Genomic DNA, 24,298 nt, shown 5'->3' on the forward strand with positions numbered 1-24,298 from the left:
GCTTACAGGCCGGAAAGGCCAAGGGCGGGGTCGATGCCATCCAGCGCGTCGGCCAGGGCCTGGGCTTTATTGGCGAGCTGCTGGCGTTGTTCGCCGCTGACGCTGTCGTAACTGACGTAGCCTTCAGCTTCTTTCAGGCTGCTCAGCGCGCTATCGAAGTCCACCAGCGCGGCGTCGATTTTCGGCAACAGTTCGGCGGCGGATTTGCTCAGCATTGGCCGCAGCAGATCGACCACCTTGTGCGCGGTCTGCGCATTGGCGGCGAAACCGTTGAGGTCCGTGTGGCTGTAACGTTCTTCTTCGCCGTTGGCGGCGCGCACGTCGGCGAGGGTGTTGAGGTTGCGCACGACGATGCTCACCAGTTGCTCCGGCGGCAACGACTGCGCGAGCAGTTGCTGTTTCAACTCGCTGACATCGCTGAGCAGTTGTTGCGCCACCGGCGCCAGGCTGTCGAGTTTGCGTTGCTGGAACAGCGCGTATTCGAGGCGATGGAAGCCGACGAAGCCCGGGTCCGCTTCGCGTTTTTCAAAGTAATCGGCGCGGGCATTGATGCGGTTATCCAGTTCGGCGAGGCGTTGTGCGGCAGGGGCCAAACGTTGATAGGCAGCACGCGCCGGCACATACAGCGCCTGCGCCTGACTCAGATCGCCGCTGACGATCGCCTGATTCAACGCGGTCACCGCTTTGATCAGCGCGCTGCTCTGGCTAGCGAGGTACACCCGAAATTCCGACAGCGGTCCAACGAAAGCCACCATCGACGGCTTGGCTTTGGCCGCGGCGTCGGACGCTGCGGTCGGGGTCACATGCAAGGTGCCACGCGGATTGCTCAGCAAGCCGCAGGTGATCGCATAGTCGCCGGGTTGCAGATTGGCGTTGATCACCTGACTCAGGCCCGGCGCAATGTTTTCGCGCTCTTCGACCACCAGCACACCGTCGAGGATTTCCCATTCCACGGCGCGGTCCGAGCGGTTGACGATGCGAAAACTGGCGCGCCCGGCCGGCACGCTCAGCGCATTCGGCTCGCAGTTGCCGGGATGAATGTTGACCACCACCTCGTCGCGGTTGTGCTGGCGCTTGGCGGCGGCCAGTTGCGAGGCGTAATAGAACAGCCCGCCGGCGGCGATCATCACCACCACCGAGCCGGCCAGCGCCCAGCGCAAGGCGCGGGGAGGCGAGGCCTGAGGAGTTTTAGGCTTGGACATGAAGGCCCTTATTGGCTGGAAACGGAAGTCGATGACAGCGATGGCGCGGGCAGGAAGAACAGCACCAGCGCCACCAGCAGATAGATCACATAGGCGCTGAGGGTGCTGACGGTCGGCGCGTCCTGATAACCGAACATGCCGGCCAGCACCGAGCCCAGCGGGCCATCCATCGGCAGGGTCGCGCTGAAGTCGAACAACACGGTCTGCCAGTGATTCCACAGCCCGGCTTCATGCAGCGCCTGCACCGAGTTGGCGAGAATCCCGGCGGCCACCACCAGAATGAACAGCCCGGTCCACTTGAAGAACGCCGAAAGATTGAGGCGCATGCTGCCGCTGTAGATCAGCAAGCCGACGATGACCGCCAGCACCAGCCCGAGCAATGCGCCGATCGGCGCGCCCGGGCCTTCGCTCTGCTGAAACACCGCGAGCAGGAAAAACACCGTCTCCAGGCCTTCGCGGGCGACAGCGAAGAACACCATGGCGATCAACGCGATCACCTGATGCTTCGACGCGGTCAGCGCCTGATCCAGCGAGGCCTGCAGCGAATGCTTGATCGAACGGGCGACCTTGCGCATCCAGAACACCATCGAACTGAGAATGCCCACGGCGACCAGCCCGACGACGCCCTCGAACAGCTCCTGTTGCTTCTGCGGGAATTCAGCGCTGACCAGTTCCAGGCCACCGCCGACCAGCAAGGCGAGGGCGGCCGCGAGGAAAACCCCGATCCACACGGCGGGCATCCACTGCCCGCGGCCGGTTTGCTGCAGGTAACTGGCGATGATGCCAACGATCAGCGCGGCTTCAATGCCTTCGCGCAGCATGATCAGAAAGGGAACGAGCATTCGGCACAACCAACGGGTGATTTAGATAGGTAGCTAAGTTGTAACATAATGACACTCATTCCCAAATGGGGATGATTGACATTTAGCTGAACCTAACCTGAACAAACCCGATCTTCGCCTCACCCAAATCCCTGTAGGCCTTCGCCTGCTCGCGATAGCGGTCTGCCTGTTGACTCATAAAGTGAATGACACACCGCTATCGCGAGCAGGCGAAGGCCTACAGGGGGGGCGTGGATAGCCTAGATTCTGCGTGCGCTACCAATCCTGTGAGCGAGCCTGCTTGCGATGACGGCGGTACATTCAGCATCGCAGTCGCCTGACCCAACGCCTTCGCAAGCAGGCTCGCTCCCACAGCGGTAAGATGCCGGGCATCGGAATAACCATAAGGCTCGCCGCGTTCCATGTCGGAAAAAGACACCATTGCCATTCAACTGGTGCGCGAAGCACTGTTGCAAAGTTGTGCGCCAGGCGCTGCCACGCAAGAAGCTCTGCACAAGGTCGGGATCGATCCGGCATTGCTGCAGGCCGAGCACGCGCGGGTGCCCGCATCGCAATACGCGAAACTCTGGCGCCTGCTGGCCCGACGCGGCGACGACGAATTTTTCGGCATGGACCCGCGCAAGCTCAAATCCGGCAGCCTGGCGTTCCTGTGCCGCAGCGCCATGACGCAACCGACGCTGGCGGCGGGGCTGAGCACAGGCTTGAGTTTTCTCTCGCTGATGCTCGAGCGGTTGCCGGCGCAACTGGTGCACCAGCAAAGCCTGGCGGAAATCGTTCTGCTCGAAGACGACTACGAACCGCGCCGCGCCTTCACCTACTTCACCTACTGGATGATCGTCCACGGTGTCGCCTGCTGGCTGGCCGGGCGGCGCATTCCGATTCTGGCGATCGAACTGCGCTGCGCCGCACCGGACTTCACCGATGACTATCAAGTGATGTTTTCGCAGAACCTGCGTTTCGGACGCCCGCGCACGCGGATGATTTTCGCCGCTGACTGCCTCGATCTGCCGATCAAGCGCAGCCCGGAAGAATTGCAGCGCTTTCTCGCCCACGCACCGGCGAACATTCTGGTGAAGTACCGCGACCCGGAAAGCCTCGCCAGCCGGATCAAGCACGATTTGCGGCAGTTGCCCGCCGAACAGTGGCCGGAAACCGAAGCGCTGGCCCAGCAATTGTGCATGTCCGCCTCGACGTTGCGCCGTCGCCTGGCGTTAGAAGGGCAAACCTGGCAGGGCCTCAAGGACAGCGTGCGCAAGGAACTGGCGATCACCTGGCTGGCGGAGCCTTCGATCAGCTTCGCCGAAATCGCCGCGCGCCTCGGTTTTGCTGACGTGAGCTCGTTCTACAAGGCGTTTCGCAAGTGGTCGGGGTCCAACCCCGGCCACTATCGCACTCTGATTCTGAATGAAGCTGTCTGAGCCGACACCATCGCTAGCAGGCTAGCGATAGCGCCATGACAGACGCCGCATGACTGATCGTTCCCATGCTCCGCGTGGGAATGCCTCAAGGGACGCTCCGCGTTCCAGCTCGGAAATGGACGCAGAGCGTCCAGGGCTGCGTTCCCACGCAGAGCGTGGGAACGATCATCTTCGCCAGGATTAGCGATAGCGCATGACAGACGCCGCATGACTGATCGTTTCCATGCTCCGCGTGGGAATGCCTCAAGGGACGCTCCGCGTTCCAGCTCGGAAACGGACGCAAAGCGTCCAGGGCTGCGTTCCCACGCAGAGCGTGGGAACGATCATCTTCGCCAGGATTAGCGATAGCGCATGACAGACGCCGCATGACTGATCGTTCCCATGCTCCGCGTGGGAATGCCTCAAGGGACGCTCCGCGTTCCAGCTCGGAAACGGACGCAAAGCGTCCAGGGCTGCGTTCCCACGCAGAGCGTGGGAACGATCATCTTCGCCAGGGATTTTGGCCAAACCAGTCAACCAGCTTGATGGCTTTGACCATTGCCCGACGCCGCGCACAGCGCGACTATTCCTCCGTTGTTTACGGTTCCCAGCCTAATAAAAACACCGAGGGATTCTGGCAATGCGCGATTACTTGTCTGCCACCGCACAGTTCAACTATCAGCACACCGTCGATGCCGCGCTCAGCGGTTCGCTTGCAGCGCTCAACGCCTGTGTCGAATGTTGCGACCGCCACGCTTTGCCGGGGCGCATCGCCTTGTTCTGGGAGGGCCGCGACGGCAGCAGTGCGATGTACACCTTCACTGACCTGCAAGACAAAGCCGCGCGTTTTGCCAATTTCCTCCTCGCCCAGGGCGTGCAGAAGGGCGACAGAGTCGCTGGACTGCTGCCGCGCAATGTCGAATTGCTGATCACCGTACTCGCCACCTGGCGCATCGGCGCCGTGTATCAGCCGTTGTTCACCGCATTCGGCCCGAAAGCCCTCGAACACCGGCTGAACAGTTCCGGCGCCAAAGTCGTGGTGACCGATGCGGTCAACCGCCCGAAACTCGCTGAAGTCGCCGATTGCCCGACGCTGGTTACGGTGGGCGGCGCCAAGGGGCAGGGCATCGTGCGTGGCGATTACAGCTTCTGGGCCGAGCTGGCCAACTATTCTGCGGTTTGCGAACCCGTACTGCTGACCGGCGAAGATCCGTTCCTGCTGATGTTCACCTCCGGCACCACCGGCCCGGCGAAAGCATTGTCGGTGTCGCTCAAAGCCATCGTTGCTTTCAAGAGCTACACCCGTGACGCCGTGGATCTGCGCCCGGAAGACGCGTTCTGGAACGTCGCCGATCCAGGCTGGGCCTACGGCATTTATTTCGGCGTCACCGGGCCGTTGGCGCTGGGTCATCCGATTACGTTCTACGATGGGCCGTTCACCCTCGAAAGCACCTGCCGGGTGATCAACAAATACGCCATCAGCAACCTCACCGGGTCGCCGACGGCCTATCGTCTGCTGATTGCCGGCGGCGAGGAATTCGCCAAGTCGATCAAGGGCAAACTGCGCATCGTCAGCAGTGCCGGCGAGCCGTTGAACCCGGAGGTGATTCGCTGGTTCGCCGACCATCTCGACGTGGTCATCCACGACCACTACGGCCAGACCGAACTGGGCATGGTTCTGTGTAACCACCACGGTCTCGAGCATCCGGTGCACGTCGGCGCCGCCGGTTTTGCCTCGCCGGGCCACCGCATCGTGGTGCTCGATGACCACCACAACGAACTCGGCGTCGGCCAGCCCGGCATTCTCGCCATCGACCGCCCGCAATCGCCGATGTGCTGGTTTGGCGGCTACGAAGGCGCGCCGACCAAGGCGTTTGTCGGTAACTATTACCTCAGCGGCGACACCGTCGAGTGGAACCCGGACGGCAGCATCAGTTTCGTCGGTCGCAGCGACGATGTGATCACCACCTCCGGCTACCGCGTCGGCCCGTTCGATGTCGAAAGCGCTTTGATCGAGCACCCGGCTGTGGTCGAAGCGGCGGTGGTCGGCAAACCCGACCCGGAACGCACCGAACTGGTCAAAGCCTTTGTCGTGCTCAGTGCGCAATACCGCGCCGCCCCCGAGCTCGCCGAAGAACTGCGCCAACACGTTCGCAAGCGTCTGGCCGCGCATTCTTACCCGCGGGAAATCGAATTTGTCAGCGAATTGCCCAAGACCCCAAGTGGCAAATTGCAGCGCTTTATCTTGCGCAACCAGGAAATCGCCAAGGCTCAAGAGGCCGCGGCGTCGAACGTTTCAGCTTGAATCGAAGGAAACAGTCATGCAGATCGAGAACAAGGTTTTTATCGTCACCGGCGGCGCGTCGGGCCTAGGTGCGGCCAGCGCTGAGCTGCTGGTAAGCGCCGGTGCGAAAGTGATGCTGGTGGACATGAACGCCGAGGCCGTGGCCGCTCAGGCGCAGCGTATTGGCGCCCAAAGCGTGGTCGCCGACATCAGCAATGGAGCCGCCGCCGAAGCCGCGGTTCAGGCGACCCTCGATGCGTTTGGCAGCCTCAACGGCCTGGTCAACTGCGCCGGCATCGTCCGTGGCGAGAAGATCCTCGGCAAGACCGGCCCGCATGCGCTGAGCAGCTTCGCCCAGGTGATCAACGTCAACCTGATCGGCAGTTTCAACATGCTGCGCCTCGCCGCGGCGGCGATCGCCGAGTCTGAAGCCAACGCCGACGGCGAGCGCGGGGTGATCATCAACACTGCCTCGGTGGCGGCCTTCGACGGGCAAATTGGTCAGGCGGCGTACTCGGCCTCCAAGGGCGCGATCGCCAGCCTGACCCTGCCGGCCGCCCGTGAACTGGCGCGCTTCGGCATCCGCGTGATGACCATCGCCCCGGGCATTTTCGAAACGCCGATGATGGCCGGCATGACCCCGGAAGTGCGCGACTCGCTGGCCGCCGGCGTCCCGTTTCCGCCACGTTTGGGCAAGCCTGCCGAATACGCCGCGCTGGTGCGCCACATCATCGAAAACAGCATGCTCAACGGCGAGGTGATCCGTCTCGACGGCGCCTTGCGCATGGCCGCGAAGTAAGGAGGATTTGTCATGACTATTTCCAATGATCCGATTGTCATCGTCAGCGCGGTGCGCACGCCGATGGGCGGTTTTCAGGGCGAATTGAAAAGCCTCACCGCGCCGCAACTGGGCGCTGCGGCGATCAAAGCCGCAGTCGAACGCGCCGGGGTTGCCAGCGATGCGGTCGATGAAGTGTTGTTCGGTTGCGTGCTGCCCGCCGGCCTCGGCCAGGCGCCGGCACGTCAGGCCGCGCTGGGCGCCGGGCTGGATAAATCGACCCGCTGTACCACGGTCAACAAGATGTGCGGTTCGGGCATGGAAACCACCATTCTGGCCCACGACATGCTCATCGCCGGCAGCGCCGATGTAGTCATCGCCGGGGGCATGGAAAGCATGTCCAACTCGCCGTATCTGCTCGATCGCGCCCGCGCCGGTTACCGCATGGGCCACGGCCGCGTACTCGACTCGATGTTCCTCGACGGCCTCGAAGACGCCTACGACAAGGGCCGCCTGATGGGCACCTTCGCCGAAGACTGCGCCGAAACCAACGGCTTTAGCCGTGAAGCCCAGGACGCCTTCGCCATCGCCTCGACCACCCGCGCCCAGCAGGCGATCAAGGATGGCAGCTTCAAGGACGAAATCGTCCCGCTGACCGTGACCGTGGGCAAAGAGCAGGTGCTTATCAGCCACGATGAACAACCACCGAAAGCCAAACTGGACAAGGTTGCCTCGCTGAAACCGGCGTTCCGCGAAGGCGGTACGGTGACGGCGGCCAATTCCAGCTCGATCTCCGATGGCGCCGCCGCATTGGTGCTGATGCGCCAGTCGCAGGCGCAAACCCTGGGCTTGAAACCGCTGGCGGTGATCCATGGCCACGCGGCATTCGCGGACACGCCGGGGCTGTTCCCGACCGCGCCGATCGGGGCGATCAAGAAGCTGATCAAGAAAACCGGCTGGACGCTGGAGCAGGTCGACCTGTTCGAGGTCAACGAAGCGTTCGCCGTGGTCGGCATGGCGGCGATGACCCACCTGGAAATCCCCCACGACAAGCTCAACGTGCACGGCGGGGCTTGTGCGCTGGGGCATCCGATCGGCGCATCCGGTGCGCGGATTCTCGTGACGTTGCTGGCGGCGCTGCGGCAGAAACAGCTCAAGCGCGGGATTGCGGCGATCTGCATTGGCGGTGGTGAAGCCACGGCGATGGCGGTGGAATGCGTTTATTGATTTACGCAGTTCCCCTGTAGGAGTGAGCCTGCTCGCGATGGCTGAGTGTCAGTGACATAGATTTTTCTGACACACCGCTATCGCGAGCAGGCTCACTCCTACAAGGGAATGCAGTGCGACTGATATTTAAGGATTCACCATGATTCCCAACGAAGACCAAACCCAGATTCGCGACATGGCCCGGCAGTTCGCCGAGGAGCGCCTGAAGCCGTTCGCCGCCGAGTGGGATCGCGAGCACCGTTTCCCCAGGGAAGCCATCGCCGAGATGGCCGAGCTGGGGTTCTTCGGCATGCTGGTGCCGGAGCAGTGGGGCGGTTGCGAGACCGGTTACCTGGCTTACGCCATGGCCCTGGAAGAAATCGCCGCCGGCGACGGTGCCTGCTCGACGATCATGAGCGTGCACAACTCAGTGGGTTGTGTGCCGATCCTCAAGTTCGGCAATGACCAGCAGCGCGAGCGCTTTCTCAAGCCGCTGGCCAGCGGCGCGATGCTCGGTGCTTTCGCCCTGACCGAGCCGCAGGCCGGTTCCGATGCCAGCAGCCTGAAGACCCGCGCCCGGCGCGAGGGCGATCATTACGTGCTCAATGGCTGCAAACAGTTCATCACCTCCGGGCAAAATGCCGGGGTGGTGATTGTGTTTGCGGTGACCGATCCGAGTGCTGGCAAGCGCGGCATCAGCGCGTTTATCGTGCCCACCGATTCACCGGGCTACAGCGTCGCGCGGGTCGAAGACAAACTCGGCCAGCACGCGTCGGACACCTGCCAGATTCTTTTCGAAGAACTTAAAGTGCCGCTGGCCAACCGTCTGGGCGAGGAGGGCGAAGGCTACAAGATCGCCCTGGCCAACCTTGAGGGTGGCCGCGTCGGCATCGCCGCGCAGTCGGTGGGCATGGCCCGCGCGGCCTTCGAAGCGGCGCGTGACTACGCCCGTGAACGCGATACGTTCGGCAAGCCGATCATCGAGCATCAGGCGGTGGCATTCCGCTTGGCCGACATGGCCACGCAGATCGCCGTCGCCCGGCAAATGGTGCATTACGCCGCCGCCCTGCGTGACAGCGGCCAACCGGCACTGGTCGAGGCGTCGATGGCCAAGCTCTTCGCTTCGGAGATGGCCGAGAAGGTCTGCTCGATGGCCTTGCAAACCCTCGGCGGTTACGGTTACCTCAACGACTTTCCGCTGGAACGCATCTACCGCGACGTGCGGGTCTGCCAGATCTACGAAGGCACCAGCGACATTCAGCGCATGGTCATTTCGCGCAATCTCTGACAAGGAATCTTCTTCATGACTTTCGACACCATCCTGCTCGAAACCCACGGCCGCGTTGGCCTGATCACCCTCAACCGGCCGCAGGCGCTGAATGCGCTGAACGCGCAACTGGTCAGCGAAGTGAACCAGGCCCTCGACGCGCTGGAAGCTGACGCGAACATTGGCTGCATCGTCCTCACCGGTTCGAAAAAGGCCTTTGCCGCCGGGGCCGACATCAAGGAAATGGCCGAGCTGACCTATCCGCAGATCTACATGGACGACCTGTTCAGCGACAGCGACCGCGTCGCCAACCGTCGCAAGCCGATCATCGCCGCGGTCAACGGTTTCGCCCTTGGCGGCGGTTGCGAACTGGCGCTCATGTGCGACTTCATCTTGGCGGGCGACAACGCCAGATTCGGCCAACCGGAAATCAACCTCGGCGTGTTGCCGGGCATGGGCGGCACCCAACGCCTGACCCGCGCCGTGGGCAAGGCCAAAGCCATGGAAATGTGCCTGAGCGGGCGCATGATCGATGCCGTGGAAGCCGAGCGCTGCGGCATCGTCGCGCGGATCGTGCCGAGTGATGAATTGCTTGATGAAGCGCTGAAAGTGGCGGCGGTGATTGCCGACAAGTCACTGCCGATTGCGATGATGATCAAGGAAAGCGTGAACCGCGCCTTTGAAGTCAATCTGAGCGAAGGCGTGCGGTTTGAGCGTCGGGTGTTTCATGCCGCGTTTGCCACGCAGGATCAGAAAGAAGGGATGGCGGCGTTTATTGGCAAGCGGGCTGCTGAGTTTCAGGGTAAGTAATTCGGCGTCTTCAAGAACGGCATCGCCAGCAGGCTGGCTCCCACAGGGGATGTGTGTACAGCGCAGATCCAATGTGGGAGCCAGCCTGCTGGCGATGCTTTTGCTTTTAGAGCTGATAGTTCTTCAAATCCCGCGCAATCACCATCCGTTGAATCTCGCTCGAACCTTCATAGATCTGGGTAATCCGCGCATCGCGGTAGTACTTCTCGACCGGGTAATCCTCCAGATAGCCATAGCCGCCATGAATCTGAATCGCTGACGAACAGACCTTCTCGGCCATTTCCGAGGCAAACAGCTTGGCCTGCGACGCTTCCGACAAACACGGTTTGCCCGCCGTGCGCAGCCGCGCCGCATGCAGGATCAGCAAGCGTGCCGCGTTGATCTGCAGGTGCATGTCGGCCAGCAGGTTGGCGATGCTCTGGTGTTCGATGATCGGTTTATCGAACTGCACGCGGTCTTTGGAGTAAGCCAGCGCCGCCTCGAACGCCGCCCGGGCGATGCCCAGTGCTTGCGCGGCGATGCCGATGCGTCCGCCTTCGAGGTTGGACAAAGCGATCGCCAGGCCTTTGCCGCGTTCGCCGAGCAGGTTGGCTTCAGGAATGCTGCAATTGTTCAGCGTCACGGCGCAGGTGTCCGAGGCGCGGATGCCCATCTTGTGTTCGGTGCGATCGACGATGAAACCCGCGGTATCGGTCGGCACCAGAAACGCCGAAAGGCCTTTCTTGCCCAACTCTGGATCGGTCACCGCAAACACGATCGCCAGCTTCGCCCGTTTGCCGTTGCTGACAAATTGCTTGGCGCCGTTGATCACCCATTGGCCGTCGCGCAATTCAGCGCGCGTGCGCAGGTTGTGCGCTTCGGAGCCGGCCTGCGGCTCGGTCAGGCAGAAGCAGCCGATGGTTTGCCCGCTGGCCAGATCGGCCAGCCAGGTTTGCTTCTGCTCGTCGCTGCCGTAATTGAGCACCGGCCCGCAGCCCACCGAGTTGTGGATGCTCATGAACGCACCGGTGGCCCCGTCACCGGCGGAGATTTCCTCTACGGCCAGCGCATAGGCGACGTAGTCGACGTAAGTGCCGCCCCATTCTTCCGGCACCACCATGCCGAGCAGACCGAGTTCGCCCATCTTCGCCACCAGCGCGTCGTCGATCCAGCCAGCCTTTTCCCAGGCTTGTGCGTGCGGTGCGATCTCGCCACGGGCAAAATCCCGGGCCATGTCGCGGATCATCACTTGTTCTTCAGTCAATTCGAGATCGTGCATGGCTCAGCTCCCGCTCTCATCAAAACCGTGGAAAAAACTCGCGACGTGCGCAGCGTCCAGTTCGGCGAGGGTCGGCGGATTCCAGCGCGGTGTCTTGTCTTTATCGATCAGCAGCGCACGCACGCCCTCGATCAGATCGCCACGGGCAAACCATTGGCGATCCAGATGCAGTTCCAGGTCAAAGCAACGCTCAAGGCTCAGTTGACGTCCGCGGCGGAGCATTTCCAGCGTCACGGCCATCGCCAGCGGCGAGCGGGTTTCCAGCAAATCAGCGGTAGTCAGCGCCCAGTCGTGGCTGTTGGCGACGGTCACTTCGCGCATTTGCTCGACCATGCTCGGCACATCCGGCAGGGCGAAAAAGTGGTCGATGGCCGGGCGCAAGGCTTGCAGCGGCGCATCCGGGAGGGTTTGCACGGCGTGCTTGGCGAGCAGGTTCTGCAGCGCTTTGAGCGGCGTGTCCTGCCATTCCATCTGATCGAGTTTTTCATCGAGCAGCGCCAGTTTGCTGCTGTCCAGATACCAGTCGGCCAGGCCGCAATACAGCGCATCGGCCGCACGAATCTGCACGCCGCTGACGCCCAGGTAAATCCCCAGCTCGCCGGGAATGCGCGAGAGGAAATAGCTACCACCGACATCGGGGAAATAACCGATGGCCACTTCCGGCATCGCCAGGCGGCTCTTCTCGGTGACCACGCGCAAATCGGCGCCTTGCACCAGACCCATGCCACCGCCGAGGACGAAACCGTCCATCAGCGCCAGCACCGGCTTGCGGTAGTGATGCAGGGTCAGGTCGAGCGCATATTCCTCGACGAAGAAATCTTCATGCAGGGTGTCGCCGCTCTTGAAACTGTCGTACAGCGAACGAATGTCGCCGCCGGCGCAGAAGGCTTTTTCGCCGGCGCCGCGCAGAACAATAGCGTGCACGTTGGCATCGGTAGCCCAGGTATCGAGCTGCTGTTGCAGCTGACGGACCATGTCGAGGGTGATGGCGTTGAGGCCGGCGGGGCGGTTCAGGGTCAGGTGACCGATGTGGTTGCGCACCTCGGCCAGCACTTCGTTCTGCGTGGTATCCATGGACGGGGTCCGTTGGGATGAAGCCTGAGCTGTCATCTGTAACTCCCTGCTTTTATTGTCTTTATTCGAAAAGCCCGCGCACGGGCAGTGGCCGATCGTAACAGTGCAAATTTGCCCTGTACAACCCGGATATGTGCAGGCGCTGTTTGCGTTTTTACCTTAGCCGAACCGCAGAAAATTACTTGGAAAAAACCTCACCAATGCTGCGACGTTTGGCATACAGCTCGCTGACGTGCACCAGGCGCTCAAGGTCTTCGGGGGTGACGTCGATAAACGCCTCCATCTCCGCCAGCGCCAGTTTCAGGTCCTCGGCGGTAATGGCGAGGCCGTCGACCGGCGTCACCAGCGGCGCCGGTTCTACCGGGCGTTTCGGGTAGCGGATGCGCGTCAGGTTGTTGTAGGCGAGGGCGCTGGTGAGCATGCACACCGCACCGAGCATCACCGGTTCCATGGCTTTCCAGTCCATGGCGATGGTGGCAGGGTCAGCCAGCACCAATGTCAACGCCAGAGCACCGGCCGGTGGATGCAGGCAACGCAGCCAGCACATCAGAATCAACGCCATGCCCGCCGCCAGGCAGGCGCTGCCGAGGGTGCGGCCGAGGACGTGAGCGACCAGCAGCGCCACGACGCCGGCACACAGATAACCGCCAAGGATCGACCATGGCTGGGCGAGGGCGCCCGAGGACACGGCGAACAGCAGCACTGCCGATGCGCCGAGCGGGCCGATCAGGTGATAGGCAACGTCATGGCCGAAGACTTGTGCGCACATCCAGACACTGAACAACGTCCCCAGCGCCATGCCGATGGCGGCGCGGCTCCATTCGGTGGGACGGGTGTTGATGGCGGCGGGCAACCAGCGAGCGAGCATGTGAATCCGATCCTTTGCAGCAAATTCGAGACAAAAAAAAGGACTTGTCCGGCATATCCGGAAAGCCCTCGAAGCGTTCCAACATTGGGGGAGGAACGCGCACAGTGTGCCGGGCAAAGTCGATGCTGACAAATTCATATTAATGCAGATTTAGTGCATTATTTTTGAATTTAAGCGACGCGGCGTCCACTGATGAAGCACAGATAACCGCCCGCTGCTGCCAGCGCACTCAGGGCATAGAACATGCTTGGCGCCGCCGTGTGCATCAACAGAAAGCCGCACATGACCGGACTCGCCGCACCGCCGAGCGCGGCGAGGTTCTGCGCGCCGTAGTAGCTGCCGCGCAATTCTTCCGGGGCGAGGGTGTCGACGAAGAGAAAATCGGCCGGGTAGATGATCATTTCGCCGAGGGTGAAGATGAACATCGCCACGCACCAGCCAACGAGGCTGTCGGCCAGACTGAAACCGATCAGGCCGACAATGAACAGCGCGCTGCCGCCGGCAATCCAGTAACGCAGGTGTTCGCGGCTGAGCAAGCGGCCGACCTGATATTGCAACAGGATCACCGTGATCGCGTTGCAGGCGAGCAGGGCGGCCATGGTGTCGAGCGTCTGTTGCTGGGTGTGGGTGACCAGCAGGTATTGCGACAGGTACAGGGTAAAGCGCCCGTGCACCAGCGTGCTGAGCAGGCAGCCGAGGGTGAACAGAATCATCGTGCGGTCGTTCTTGAGGATGATCAGGGTGTTGAGGAAACTCTGTGGTGGCGTGAGGGTTGCGGCCGGACTGGCTTCCCGGGCAGCGCCGAACAGAAGAAAAATACTGCCGATGGCGATCATGCCCGCAACGATGAAAGGCGCCGCCGGTTGCAGACCGGCGATGACCACACCGATCATCGGGCCGACGGCGTAGCCGATGTTGGTCAGCGTGTAATTGAGCGAGAACGCCTTGACCCGTTGGCCTACCGGCAAGTTTTCGCTGAGGATGGCTTTGGAGCCGATCAGGAACAGCGCCGAGGCGGTTTCGCTGATGATCAATACCAGCGTGACCAGGTAGAGGTTTTGCGCAAAGGTGAGCAGGATCAGGCCGATACCGCTGGAGAGCATGGTGAGGATCAGCAAGCGGCGTTTGTCGAGCCGGTCGATGATGTAGCCGCCGTACAAGGACAGCAGCGTGGCGCTGAATACGGCGATGCCCAGCAGCAGGCCGACGTCCTGGGGGTTGAGGCCGAGTTTGTTGCTCAGGAACAGGGTCAGCAGTGGGCTGATCAGGGCACGGCTGACGACGACGCTCAGGGAGCTGATCATCAATCGGCGAATGAGGGGCGAATAGGTGGCCACGAAGTTTGAATGTCCTTGTTTCAGAGGCTTGGCGGGCGAGGGTCATCCTCCCTGTGCGTCTGCTGGCGGTCAAGGGCCATACCGAAATCCCTTGTGGGAGCGAGCCTGCTCGCGAAGGCGGTTTGTCTGGCTATGGTTTTCTGGCTGATTGAGTACATATCCGTTGCTGCGGTAACGGCTACTTAAGGTTCCGCTCTTACAGCGGGTCACCTTTTTCAAACGCCAAAAAGGTAACCCAAAACGCTTGCTCCTACGTTCGGCCCTCGCAGGCTCGGGTTCCTTCGCTGCGGGATCGCTCCGGGCGCAGCGGCTACGGTTTGCTTCGCTGCACCTACTTCCGCTGTGTACGACTTCGTCGTACGGTCGCTGCGCTCCCACGCCCCGATCAATCCCTGCGCTCAGCCTTCCGATGTCGCCGGTGACGCAAGATCAAGAGCACGCGAGCTAACGCTCATTGTTGAGTGGTGAGAAGCGGCGCATGGCTTGGGATTTTCGGTGGATTCGCCCCTCACCCCAGCCCTCTCCCCCTGGAGAGGGAGCCGATCTATGGGCTGTTCAAATCCTGAGCTCGACTCGATATCGCATGTCGCCGTCTCTCTCACATCCACCACGGTCAGTTCCCTCTCCCTCCGGGAGAGGGCTAGGGTGAGGGACTTTTGATTTTTGAGAATCGCGTACGACTCGGTATTTCACGTCGGCGTACATCTCGCACCCACCCCGGTCAGTTCCCTCTCCCTCCGGGAGAGGGCTAGGGTGAGGGTTGGCTTTGTTTGTTTGAAACAAGCTCGAAAAGACTGCACACAAACAGGACGACTCAAGCCACATCCGACGCACGCGGCCATTGTTGCAGCGGGATCGGCAGTTGCTGCGATTCGCCGCGGCCCATCGCGAAGTAGTGGAAGCCGTTGCGGGCCAGGCGTTCGGGGTCGTAGAGGTTGCGGCCGTCGAAGATCACCGGGTTGTTGAGGCGTTGTTTGATCAGGTCGAAGTCCGGGGCTTTGAAGGGTTGCCACTCGGTGCAGATGATCAGGGCGTCGGCACCGGGCAGGACCGATTCGGGGGTGCCCATCAGTAGCAGTTTCGCTTCGTCGGGGTAGAGGTTCTGGGTTTGCTGCATGGCTTCGGGGTCGAAGGCGCGGACGCTGGCGCCGGCGGCCCACAATGCTTCGAGCAGGACCCGGCTCGGTGCTTCGCGCATGTCGTCGGTGTTGGGTTTGAACGCCAGGCCCCACAGGGCGAAGGTCTTGCCGCGCAGGTCGCCTTGGTAGAAGGCGTTGATGCGCTCGAACAGCTTGTGCTTCTGGCGCTGATTGATCGCTTCGACTGCTTGCAGCAAGTCGCTGGAGCAGTGCGCTTGTTCGGCGCTGTGGATCAGCGCGCGCATGTCCTTGGGAAAGCACGAACCGCCATAGCCGCAGCCCGGATAGATGAAGTGATAGCCGATGCGCGAGTCTGCACCGATGCCTTGGCGCACCGATTCGATGTCGGCGCCCAGGTGTTCGGCGAGTTCGGCAATCTGGTTGATGAAGCTGATCTTGGTCGCGAGCATGCAGTTGGCGGCGTATTTGGTCAGCTCGGCGCTGCGCAGGTCCATGAACAGGATGCGGTCATGGTTGCGGTTGAACGGCGCATACAGATCACGCATCACGTCGCGCACTTCATTGCCTTCGCAACCGATGATGATGCGGTCCGGGCGACGGCAATCGGCGACGGCCGAGCCTTCCTTGAGAAATTCCGGGTTGGAGACAATATCGAACTGCAGCAGCCGGCCGACCTTGATCAGGGCTTTCTCGATGTGCGTGCGCAAGGTGTCACCGGTGCCCACCGGCACCGTGGATTTCTCCACCACGATCAACGGTTGCTCGCGGTGCCGGGCAATCGCGTCACCCACTGAGAGCACGTAACGCAAATCCGCCGAACCATCCTCACGCGAAGGCGTGCCCACGGCAATAAACGCCACCCGACCGTGTTGTACGGCAAGTTTTTCATCACTGGTGAATTGCAGGCGTTTGGCGTCCAGGCCCTCGCGCACCAGGTTCGCCAGCCCCGGTTCGAAAATGCTGACGTGACCCTGGCGCAACTGATCGACCTTGTTCTGATCGACGTCCATGCACACGACCTCATGGCCCACCTCGGCCAATACCACCGCTTGCACCAGACCCACGTAACCGCTGCCAAAGACCGTGATTTTCATAGGACACTCCTGAGCCGGACGGGTGTTCATGACGTACGGTCAGGATAGGCAAGGGCATGTTTCAATTTGCCTACTGTTTTGCGCGGCGCCTCTTTCCGGCGTTGCGCATAGGCAGGTGACGCTGACGGCCGTTCACTCGGCGCAGGCTCAATGCCAGCACCCGATTGTCTGAAAAGCACTGAAATTCAAAGGGTTGGGCTACCGACCGGGGAATGCCTGATTGACTTTCACGCGGTCGGGCGGCAGGTTGTAGGCCTTTTTTTGGGGCAGCCCGGCGCTTGCCCGTTTTTGTCATCGTGTCGTTTTGTTGAATTGCATTTTTACCAAGGCCGTTTCGTTTGATTGACTTGTCGAGTACTGAATCCACCGCGTCCAGCACTAATCCATTGACGCTTTACCTGACGCGCCTGGCGCCCTCCAGCCAGCTGACCATGCGCTACGTCTTGCAGGACGCTGCCGATCGCCTCGGCTTCGAGGACGTCGACATCGAAGACATCCCCTGGCATGGCCTGCAACCGGAAGACGTCGTGGCGCTGGTCGCGGCGTTGCGCGAAGACGGCTACGCGCCGAACACCTCTTCGCTGTACGTGAACGCCGTGCGCGGGGTAATGAATGAAGCGTGGCGCATGAGCCTGATCAGTCAGGATCATCTGTTGAAGATGCGCTCGGTCAAAGCCATCGCCGGCACGCGCCTGTCTCAGGGTCGTAACCTCAAGCGCACGTTGATTCACGAGTTGATGGAAGTCTGCGCCGCCGATCCGCGTCCGCAAGGACTGCGCGACGCCGCGGTGATCGCGCTGCTTTACGGAACCGGCATGCGCAAATCGGAGTCGGTCGATCTGGATTTGAATCAGGTCGACTTCAGCGAGCGCAGCCTTACCGTCACCGGCAAGGGCAACAAACAATTGATCAAGTACGCGCCGACCTGGGCGTTCGCCAAACTCAATGCCTGGCTGGAACTGCGCCGTTCGCAACTCAAGGAAGGCGAGAGCGATGATGCGTTTCTGTTCAACCGCATTCGCCGGGGCAACCACATCACCCGAGAGCGCATCACCAAGCACGCGATCTACTACATCGCCCGTCAGCGTGGCACGCAGGTCGGGGTGAAGATCATGCCCCACGACTTCCGTCGGTCATTCATCACGCGGGTTATCGAAGAACACGACCTGTCGATCGCGCAGAAACTCGCGCATCACAGCAACATCCAGACCACCGCCAACTACGATGTGCGCGATGACAACGAGCGGCGGCGGGCGGTGGATCGTTTCGATCTGTGAGCTGAGTCAACCCGCGGCTGGGCAACCGCGCGAACTGCTGGCGGCCTGAGTGATCTGTGCGGCCAGACGTTTGACGTTGTTCTGCTGCGCCGTCACCAGTTCCTCGATGCTCGGCCCCGAGGGCGTTTGCAGGATCGAGCGACAGCTCAGCAATTCGGCATCCGGCGCGCCGAGCGCACGCAGGCGCCATTTCACGTCGATCAACGCGTATTGGCCGGGAATCGAATCGAAGCGCTGCACGTCGACGCGCACCGACGAGCGTTGCTGGCCCGCGCCATTGCTCAATTGATCGAGCAGGGCGCTGCGCAGTTCGTCGATCAGGCTGGCCCCCCACCAATCGGTTTCGAGAATCGCCAGGCCACTGTTGCCTTCACGGATGACGATTTGCGGCCGATCAACCTGCGGCGGCACGCTGATGCTCTCGATGGCAATGTCCGCACCGCTGCGCCCGGCGCCTTGATGCACCGGGGTCAGGGTGTGAAAGCTGATCGGGTCGCTGCGGCAGGCGCCGAGTAGCATGATCGCCGCGAGCACGCTGAGTTTCAGCGGTAATGCCATGGGTTTCGCTCCTGTGCTCAATTGCGTGGCGGTCCTTTGAGGTCCAGCGGCGCGGCGTTGTCGGGCCGTCCGCGAATCAGCGACTCCGGATGCCGGCCAAGGTAATCCGACAGTTCACGCAGGGAGCGCGACATGCGTCCGAGTTCGTCGAGGGTCTGCCCCAGTTGCTCGCGTTGCGGCGAATCTTCGGCAAGGGTCGAATTGGCCGACTGCAAGGTCTTGCTGACGTCGGCGAGGGTGCTTTGCACGCTCGGCAAGGTCTTGGCGTTGAACTGGCTCAGACCTTTGCGCAGCTCGACCAGATTGCTGTCGAGGTTGCTGGCGATGCGTTCCACCGGCAGTGCGTTGATCTTGTTGACCATCGCTTCGAGTTTTTCCTGCAACTGCTCGAGGCTGCCGGGGACAGTCGGGATGCTGATCGGCCGGGCTGTCGCATCGAACGCGACTTTCGGCGCTTTCGGATAGAAATCCAGCGAGATGTACAACTGCCCGGTGAGCAGGTTGCCGTTGCGTGCCTGCGCGCGCAGACCATTTTCAACGAATGTGGCGATCAGGCGCGCGCCGGTGGCTTCGTCGTTTTCGTCGCCCTTGTAGGTCTTGAGGATTTTCGCGTGAGCGCGGCCGAGGCGTTGCGGGTAGATGACGATGCCGACATTCACCGGGAACGTCCGTTTGACCTCGTCGAAATCAAGATTGACCGCGACTACACGACCGATCTCGACGCCGAGAAACTCCACCGGCGCATCGACCTTGAGCCCGCGCAGGGCCTGATCGAAACGCAGGGTCAGGTATTGCGCCTTGCCATTCGGTGGGGCGAGGGCAGTGGTCTGGTCGGCGAACAGCTCGAAATCCTTGTCCTCAGCGGCGGTGGTGTCATTGGGGCTGTAATCCGGCGCGCGAAAGGCGATGCCGCCGACCAACAGGGTCGACAGCGATTCGGTTTTCACCGCAAAGCCGTTGGCGCCGACATTCACGTCAATGCCGCTGGCGTTCCAGAACCGCGTGTTCTCGGTGACGTAGGCGTCGTTGGGTGAGTTGACGAATACTTCGATGTTGACGCCTTTGCCGTCGGCATCCAGTGAATACGACACTACCTGGCCGACGGGAATCTTGCGGTAGTAAACCGGCGAGCCGATGTCCAGCGAACCGAGGTCCGGCGCGTGCAGGGTAAAGCGTTTGCCCGGCTCGCCATAGGTGATCGGCGGCGGGTTCTCCAGACCGGTGAAGTGCTTGGCACGGTTGTTCGCCTGGCCAATGTCGGCGCCGATGTAGTCACCGGAGAGCAGGGTGTCGATGCCGGACACACCGCCCGCGCCGATACGTGGGCGCACTACCCAGAACTGCGAGTCTTCGCGGGTAAAGCTCTCGGCCTGTTTGGCGAGTTTGATCGTGGCGTTGACGTTTTTATGATCGTCGGCCAGTTCGACATCCGAGACATGGCCGATGACCACGTTGCGGTAGCGCACTTCGGTCTTGTTGGCGGTGAGGCCGTCACCGGTCTTGAAGGTGACGGTGATGGTCGGGCCTTCCTGGAGGATGTTGTGGACCACCAGCGAGATGCCCACGAGGACGGCCACGATGGGCACGATCCATACCAGTGAAACGCCGAAACGGCGGGTCTTGATCGGCGCCTGACCGGGTGCTCGCGGTTCGTCGCTGGCTGACGACTTCATCCATGTCCTCCTTAATTCATTGGGCACTGAGCGTCAGGAACGCAAAAGCACTTCATCAATATAGAAGTGCCTTGCGATAGAGCAAACCGAAATAGCCAATTCCCCCAACCCCTGTGATGAACACATAACCCTGGCAACCCCCATCCCCTGTAGGAGTGAGCCTGCTCGCGATAGCGATCTGTCAGTCACAGTTTCAACAGACCCACCACCATCGCCAGCAGGCTGGCTCCCCCAGGATTTCAGCCGAACAATTCGCGCAGCCGGTACCAGAACATGCCCAATGCCAGCAGCGGCGAGCGCAGTGCCGGGCCGCCGGGGAAGGTCATGTGCGGCACGCGGCTGAACACGTCGAGGCCTTGGCTGTGTCCGGCGTGGATCGCCTCGCCGAGCAATTTTGCGCACCAATGCGTAACGTTGAGCCCATGCCCGGAATAACCCTGCGCATAAAACACGTTCGGCTGTTGCTGGAGGCGGCCCACCTGCGGGAAGCGATTGGCGGTAATGCCGATTTTGCCGCCCCACTGATAATCGATGCGCACATCGGCCAGTTGCGGAAACACCTTGAGCAGTTTCGGCCGCATGTACGCGGCGGTGTCCGCCGGATCGCGCCCGGAATAGTGACAAGCACCGCCAAACAGCAAGCGCCGGTCGGCCGAGAGCCGGTAGTAATCGAGGCCGACTTTCTGGTCACACAGGGCCAGGTTCTGCGGAATCAACTGCGCGGCGCGTGCGGCGGACAACGGCTCGGTGGCGATGATGTAACTGCCCGCCGGCAGCACCTTGCCGCTGAGCTGCGGCTCCAGTTCATCGAGATGTGCATTGCAACCGAGCACCAGACTGCCGGCGCGCACCGTGCCGCCCGCGCAGCGCACCTGCACAGTCGGGCCATGGACGATCTCCAGCACCGGACTCTGCTCGAAAACCCGCACACCGAGGGCGGCCGCCAGACGCGCCTCGCCTTGCACCAGATCCAGCGGGTGCAAATGCCCGGAACCCATGTCGATCAAACCACCGGCATAACCCTCGGCGTTGACCACTTGCTGACGGATCTGCTCAGGGCCGACCAGACGGGTTTCATGGGCATAACCGAGCTTGCCGAGTTCAGCCTGTTCTGCAGAGAACGCAGCAAACTGTGCACGGGTATTGGCCAGCTCACAGAAGCCCCAACGCAAGTCGCAGTCGATCTGATGATCGCCAATACGCCGCCGCACCAGTTCCACCGAATCGATCCCGGCGCGCTGCAGATACGCCACGCCTTCCTCGCCGACGTACTTGGCGAACCCCGAAACGTCATGGCCAATACCACGAATCAACTGACCGCCATTGCGCCCGCTGGCGCCCCAGCCGATTCGCCGCGCCTCGAGCACGATCACCGACAGCCCGCGCTGCGCCAGTTCAATCGCGGTGTTGACCCCAGTGAAGCCGCCGCCGATCACGCAGACGTCAGCGCTCAGATCGCCATCGAGAACCGGGTAGGCGGTGCTCGCTCGCGCCGATGCGGCGTAATAGGAGCGAGCATGTTCCTGGCTGTACCGATTCATTTGTTCGACTTCACTTTGCTCCACGAACGGGTCATCAACCGCATGATCGCCTGCGGTGGCGTCGAGGAGATGTAGAGCTTGTCGAGTACCGCTTGCGGCGGATAAACCTCGGGGTTGTTGACCAGTTCCGGGTCCATGAACGGCTTGGCGGCCGGGTTCGGGTTGGCGTAACCGACTGCGGCGCTGACCTTGGCGATCACCTGCGGGTCGAGCAGGTAATTGATAAAGGCGTGGGCTTGCTTGGCATTGCTGGCGTCGGCCGGGATCGCGAGCAGGTCGAACCACAAGTTCGAGCCTTCCTTGGGAATGGCGTAAGCGATGTTCACGCCGTTCTTCGCTTCCTTGGCGCGGTTGGCGGCCTGGAACACGTCGCCGGAGTAACCGAACGCCACGCAGATATCACCGTTGGCCAGGTCGGAAACGTACTTCGAGGAATGGTAATAGGTGATGTACGGGCGGATGCTCAGCAGCTTGGCTTCGGCCTTTTTATAGTCTTCGGGGTTTTCGCTGCGTGGGTCCAGGCCCATGTAGTTGAGCACGGCGGGGAACACCTCGTCGGCGGAGTCCATCATCGACACACCGCAGGCGCTGAGTTTTTTCAGGTTTTCCGGCTCGAACAGCACGGCCCAGGAATCGATATGGTCGATGCCCAGCACTTGCTTGACCTTGTCGACGTTGTAGCCGATGCCGTTGGTGCCCCACAGGTAAGGCACTGAATGGGCGTTGCCCGGATCGTTCTTCTCCAGCAGTTCGAGCAGTTTCGGGTCGAGGTTTTTCCAGTTCGGCAGTTGTGAGCGATCCAGCTTCAGGAAAGCGCCGGCCTTCACCTGGCGTGCCAGGAAGTGGTTGGAAGGCACCACCACGTCATAGCCGGTGCGCCCGGCAAGCAGCTTGCCTTCGAGGGTTTCGTTGGAATCGAACACGTCGTAGATGACTTTGATCCCGGTTTTACTCTGGAAGTCGGTGAGGGTGGTTTCGCCGATGTAGTCGGTCCAGTTATAGACGCTGACCTGGGGTTGGGCATGCGCCACGGCGCTGAACGCAACGCTCAGCGCAACCGGGAGTACGGATTTCAACAAACGCATATCGACACCTCTTGTTGTAATGATCGTTTTCCCTGCGGGAGCCAGCCTGCTGGCGATAGCGGTGGTTCAGGCGACAGTGATGTTGACTGTGCTGGCGCCATCGCGAGCAGGCTCGCTCCCACAGGGTTTTGGGTTGTTAGCAGGTTTTTTGTGTACACCTCCTTTTCAGTGTGGGAGCCAGCCTGCTGGCGATAGCGGTGGTTCAGGCGACAGTGATGCTGGATGTGCTGACGCCATCGCGAGCAGGCTCGCTCCTACAAGGATTGTGCAGATTTGGGTTAGACGCTCAGTAGCAGGAATTCACGTTCCCACGAGCTGATCACGCGTTTGAAGTTTTCGTGTTCGGCGCGTTTTACCGCGACGTAGCCGCGTACGAACTTGGCGCCCAGGTATTCGGCCACGGTGGTGCATTCTTCCATCTGCGTCAGCGCTTCTTCGATGGTGATCGGCAGGCGCAGGTTGCGGCGCTCGTAAGCCCGGCCTTCGACGGCGGCGCTCGGTTCGACCTTCTCGACCATGCCCAGGTATCCGCAGAGCAGGCTCGCGGCAATCGCCAGATACGGGTTGGCATCGGCGCCGGGCAGGCGGTTTTCCACGCGCATCGATTCCGGTCCCGAGGTCGGTACGCGCAAGCCAACGGTGCGGTTCTCTTCACCCCATTCAACGTTGACCGGCGCCGAGGTGTCGGGCAGGAAGCGGCGGAACGAGTTCACGTTGGGCGCGAACATTGGCAGCACTTTCGGGATGTACTTCTGCAAACCACCGATGTGCTGGCGGAACAGCTCGCTCATGCTGCCGTCGGCATTGGCGAAAATCGGCTGACCGGTGGCGATGTCCACCACACTTTGATGCAAGTGCATGGCGCTGCCGGGCTCATCACCGATCGGCTTGGCCATGAACGTCGCGGTGACGTTGTGCTTGAGCGCCGCTTCGCGCAGGGTGCGTTTGAACACGGTGATCTGGTCGGCGAGGTCCAGCGCGTCGCCGTGGCGGAAGTTGATTTCCATCTGCGCCGGGCCGTCTTCGTGGATCAGCGTGTCAAGGTCCAGACCTTGCAGTTCACACCAGTCGTAGACGTCTTCGAACAGCGGATCGAATTCGTTGGCGGCATCAATGGAAAACGACTGCCGGCCACTTTCCGCACGTCCGGAGCGGCCCAGCGGTGCCTTGAGTGGCAGGTCCGGGTCTTCGCAGCGCTGGGTCAGGTAGAACTCCATTTCCGGCGCGACAATCGGCTTCCAGCCTTTGTCGGTGTACAGCTGCAGGACTTTCTTCAGCACGTTGCGCGGCGACAGCTCGATCGGGTTGCCGAACTTGTCGAAGGTGTCATGGATAACGATAGCCGTCGGCTCGATTGCCCACGGAATCACATACACCGCATCGGACACCGGCTTGCAGACCATGTCGATATCGGCCGGGTCGAGCAAGTCGTAATAGATATCGTCGTCGACAAAATCCCCGGTTACCGTTTGCAGCAGCACACTTTCCGGCAGGCGCATGCCGCGCTCATGCAGGAACTTGTTGGTCGGTGCGATCTTGCCGCGGGCGATGCCGGTCAGGTCGCTGACCACACATTCGACTTCGGTAATCTTGTGATCTTTCAGCCACGTGAACAGCTGATCGAAGGGGGCATTCATAAAGACCTCG

Annotated in this window: 19 protein-coding genes; 7 read left to right on the plus strand and 12 right to left on the minus strand. The window is 61.4% G+C overall.

Annotation, left to right across the window (positions count from 1 at the left end):
• Window positions 1-2: 2 nt before the first annotated feature.
• Window positions 3-1,202 carry an iron uptake system protein EfeO gene (efeO, locus tag J3P93_RS13625; protein WP_434598198.1) on the minus strand — a complete coding sequence of 400 codons (1,200 nt, stop codon included), beginning with the start codon at window positions 1,200-1,202 and terminating at the stop codon, window positions 3-5.
• Between the two features lie 8 nt (window positions 1,203-1,210).
• Window positions 1,211-2,044, minus strand: a complete 834-nt coding sequence (gene efeU, locus J3P93_RS13630; RefSeq protein WP_434598201.1) for an iron uptake transporter permease EfeU — start codon at window positions 2,042-2,044, stop codon at window positions 1,211-1,213.
• Window positions 2,045-2,445: 401 nt separating this feature from the next.
• Between efeU and J3P93_RS13635 the strand changes: the two genes are divergently transcribed.
• The 6 genes from J3P93_RS13635 to J3P93_RS13660 all read left to right on the plus strand — a co-directional run bounded on the left by J3P93_RS13635 (window position 2,446) and on the right by J3P93_RS13660 (window position 9,786).
• Window positions 2,446-3,462 (plus strand): AraC family transcriptional regulator, encoded by a 1,017-nt coding sequence (locus tag J3P93_RS13635; RefSeq protein ID WP_434598204.1) that lies wholly within the window; start codon window positions 2,446-2,448, stop codon window positions 3,460-3,462.
• Window positions 3,463-4,081: 619 nt separating this feature from the next.
• The gene (locus J3P93_RS13640; RefSeq protein ID WP_434598206.1) at window positions 4,082-5,746 is read left to right on the plus strand and encodes an AMP-binding protein; all 1,665 of its coding nucleotides are present in this window, start codon (window positions 4,082-4,084) and stop codon (window positions 5,744-5,746) included.
• A 16-nt stretch (window positions 5,747-5,762) separates the two neighbouring features.
• Complete coding sequence (locus J3P93_RS13645) at window positions 5,763-6,524, plus strand: SDR family NAD(P)-dependent oxidoreductase (RefSeq protein ID WP_434598208.1); 762 nt, start codon at window positions 5,763-5,765, stop codon at window positions 6,522-6,524.
• 12 nt (window positions 6,525-6,536) lie between these two features.
• On the plus strand, window positions 6,537-7,730 hold the full coding sequence (locus J3P93_RS13650; protein ID WP_434598211.1) for an acetyl-CoA C-acyltransferase: 1,194 nt from the start codon (window positions 6,537-6,539) through the stop codon (window positions 7,728-7,730).
• A gap of 139 nt (window positions 7,731-7,869) precedes the next feature.
• The gene (locus tag J3P93_RS13655) at window positions 7,870-8,997 is read left to right on the plus strand and encodes an acyl-CoA dehydrogenase (RefSeq protein WP_434598213.1); all 1,128 of its coding nucleotides are present in this window, start codon (window positions 7,870-7,872) and stop codon (window positions 8,995-8,997) included.
• A 15-nt stretch (window positions 8,998-9,012) separates the two neighbouring features.
• Window positions 9,013-9,786 carry an enoyl-CoA hydratase gene (locus tag J3P93_RS13660; protein ID WP_434598215.1) on the plus strand — a complete coding sequence of 258 codons (774 nt, stop codon included), beginning with the start codon at window positions 9,013-9,015 and terminating at the stop codon, window positions 9,784-9,786.
• Window positions 9,787-9,892: 106 nt separating this feature from the next.
• Here J3P93_RS13660 and J3P93_RS13665 read toward each other — a convergent pair whose 3' ends face one another.
• From J3P93_RS13665 to J3P93_RS13685, 5 genes are all read right to left on the minus strand, one after another.
• Window positions 9,893-11,044 carry an acyl-CoA dehydrogenase family protein gene (locus tag J3P93_RS13665; protein WP_434598217.1) on the minus strand — a complete coding sequence of 384 codons (1,152 nt, stop codon included), beginning with the start codon at window positions 11,042-11,044 and terminating at the stop codon, window positions 9,893-9,895.
• A gap of 3 nt (window positions 11,045-11,047) precedes the next feature.
• The gene (locus J3P93_RS13670; RefSeq protein WP_434598219.1) at window positions 11,048-12,154 is read right to left on the minus strand and encodes an enoyl-CoA hydratase/isomerase family protein; all 1,107 of its coding nucleotides are present in this window, start codon (window positions 12,152-12,154) and stop codon (window positions 11,048-11,050) included.
• A gap of 142 nt (window positions 12,155-12,296) precedes the next feature.
• Window positions 12,297-12,986: an HPP family protein gene (locus J3P93_RS13675; protein ID WP_434598221.1), complete on the minus strand. Its 690-nt coding sequence runs from the start codon at window positions 12,984-12,986 to the stop codon at window positions 12,297-12,299.
• Window positions 12,987-13,156: 170 nt separating this feature from the next.
• The gene (locus tag J3P93_RS13680) at window positions 13,157-14,323 is read right to left on the minus strand and encodes an MFS transporter (protein WP_434598223.1); all 1,167 of its coding nucleotides are present in this window, start codon (window positions 14,321-14,323) and stop codon (window positions 13,157-13,159) included.
• Window positions 14,324-15,137: 814 nt separating this feature from the next.
• Entirely contained in the window at window positions 15,138-16,517 is a 1,380-nt protein-coding gene (locus J3P93_RS13685) for a UDP-glucose dehydrogenase family protein (protein ID WP_434598225.1), read from the minus strand.
• A gap of 431 nt (window positions 16,518-16,948) precedes the next feature.
• Between J3P93_RS13685 and J3P93_RS13690 the strand changes: the two genes are divergently transcribed.
• The gene (locus tag J3P93_RS13690) at window positions 16,949-17,794 is read left to right on the plus strand and encodes a site-specific integrase (protein ID WP_231990226.1); all 846 of its coding nucleotides are present in this window, start codon (window positions 16,949-16,951) and stop codon (window positions 17,792-17,794) included.
• Between the two features lie 6 nt (window positions 17,795-17,800).
• On the opposite strand, the gene J3P93_RS13695 is transcribed toward J3P93_RS13690, so the two are convergent.
• The 5 genes from J3P93_RS13695 to J3P93_RS13715 form a co-directional block, all read right to left on the minus strand.
• Entirely contained in the window at window positions 17,801-18,352 is a 552-nt protein-coding gene (locus tag J3P93_RS13695; protein ID WP_434598228.1) for a PqiC family protein, read from the minus strand.
• A 17-nt stretch (window positions 18,353-18,369) separates the two neighbouring features.
• A complete protein-coding gene (locus tag J3P93_RS13700; RefSeq protein ID WP_434598230.1) occupies window positions 18,370-20,025 on the minus strand; it encodes an intermembrane transport protein PqiB in 1,656 nt (551 codons plus the stop codon).
• Window positions 20,026-20,264: 239 nt separating this feature from the next.
• Window positions 20,265-21,566 (minus strand): NAD(P)/FAD-dependent oxidoreductase, encoded by a 1,302-nt coding sequence (locus J3P93_RS13705; RefSeq protein ID WP_434598232.1) that lies wholly within the window; start codon window positions 21,564-21,566, stop codon window positions 20,265-20,267.
• Window positions 21,563-22,651: a polyamine ABC transporter substrate-binding protein gene (locus J3P93_RS13710; protein ID WP_434598234.1), complete on the minus strand. Its 1,089-nt coding sequence runs from the start codon at window positions 22,649-22,651 to the stop codon at window positions 21,563-21,565. The genes J3P93_RS13705 and J3P93_RS13710 overlap by 4 nt, the downstream gene beginning before the upstream one ends.
• Before the next feature lie 278 nt (window positions 22,652-22,929).
• Window positions 22,930-24,288 (minus strand): glutamine synthetase family protein, encoded by a 1,359-nt coding sequence (locus J3P93_RS13715; RefSeq protein WP_090283406.1) that lies wholly within the window; start codon window positions 24,286-24,288, stop codon window positions 22,930-22,932.
• Between the last annotated feature and the right edge of the window lie 10 nt (window positions 24,289-24,298).

This window comes from Pseudomonas sp. R3-57, from assembly GCF_051132065.1.
In the GTDB taxonomy this organism is placed as follows: Bacteria; Pseudomonadota; Gammaproteobacteria; order Pseudomonadales; family Pseudomonadaceae; genus Aquipseudomonas.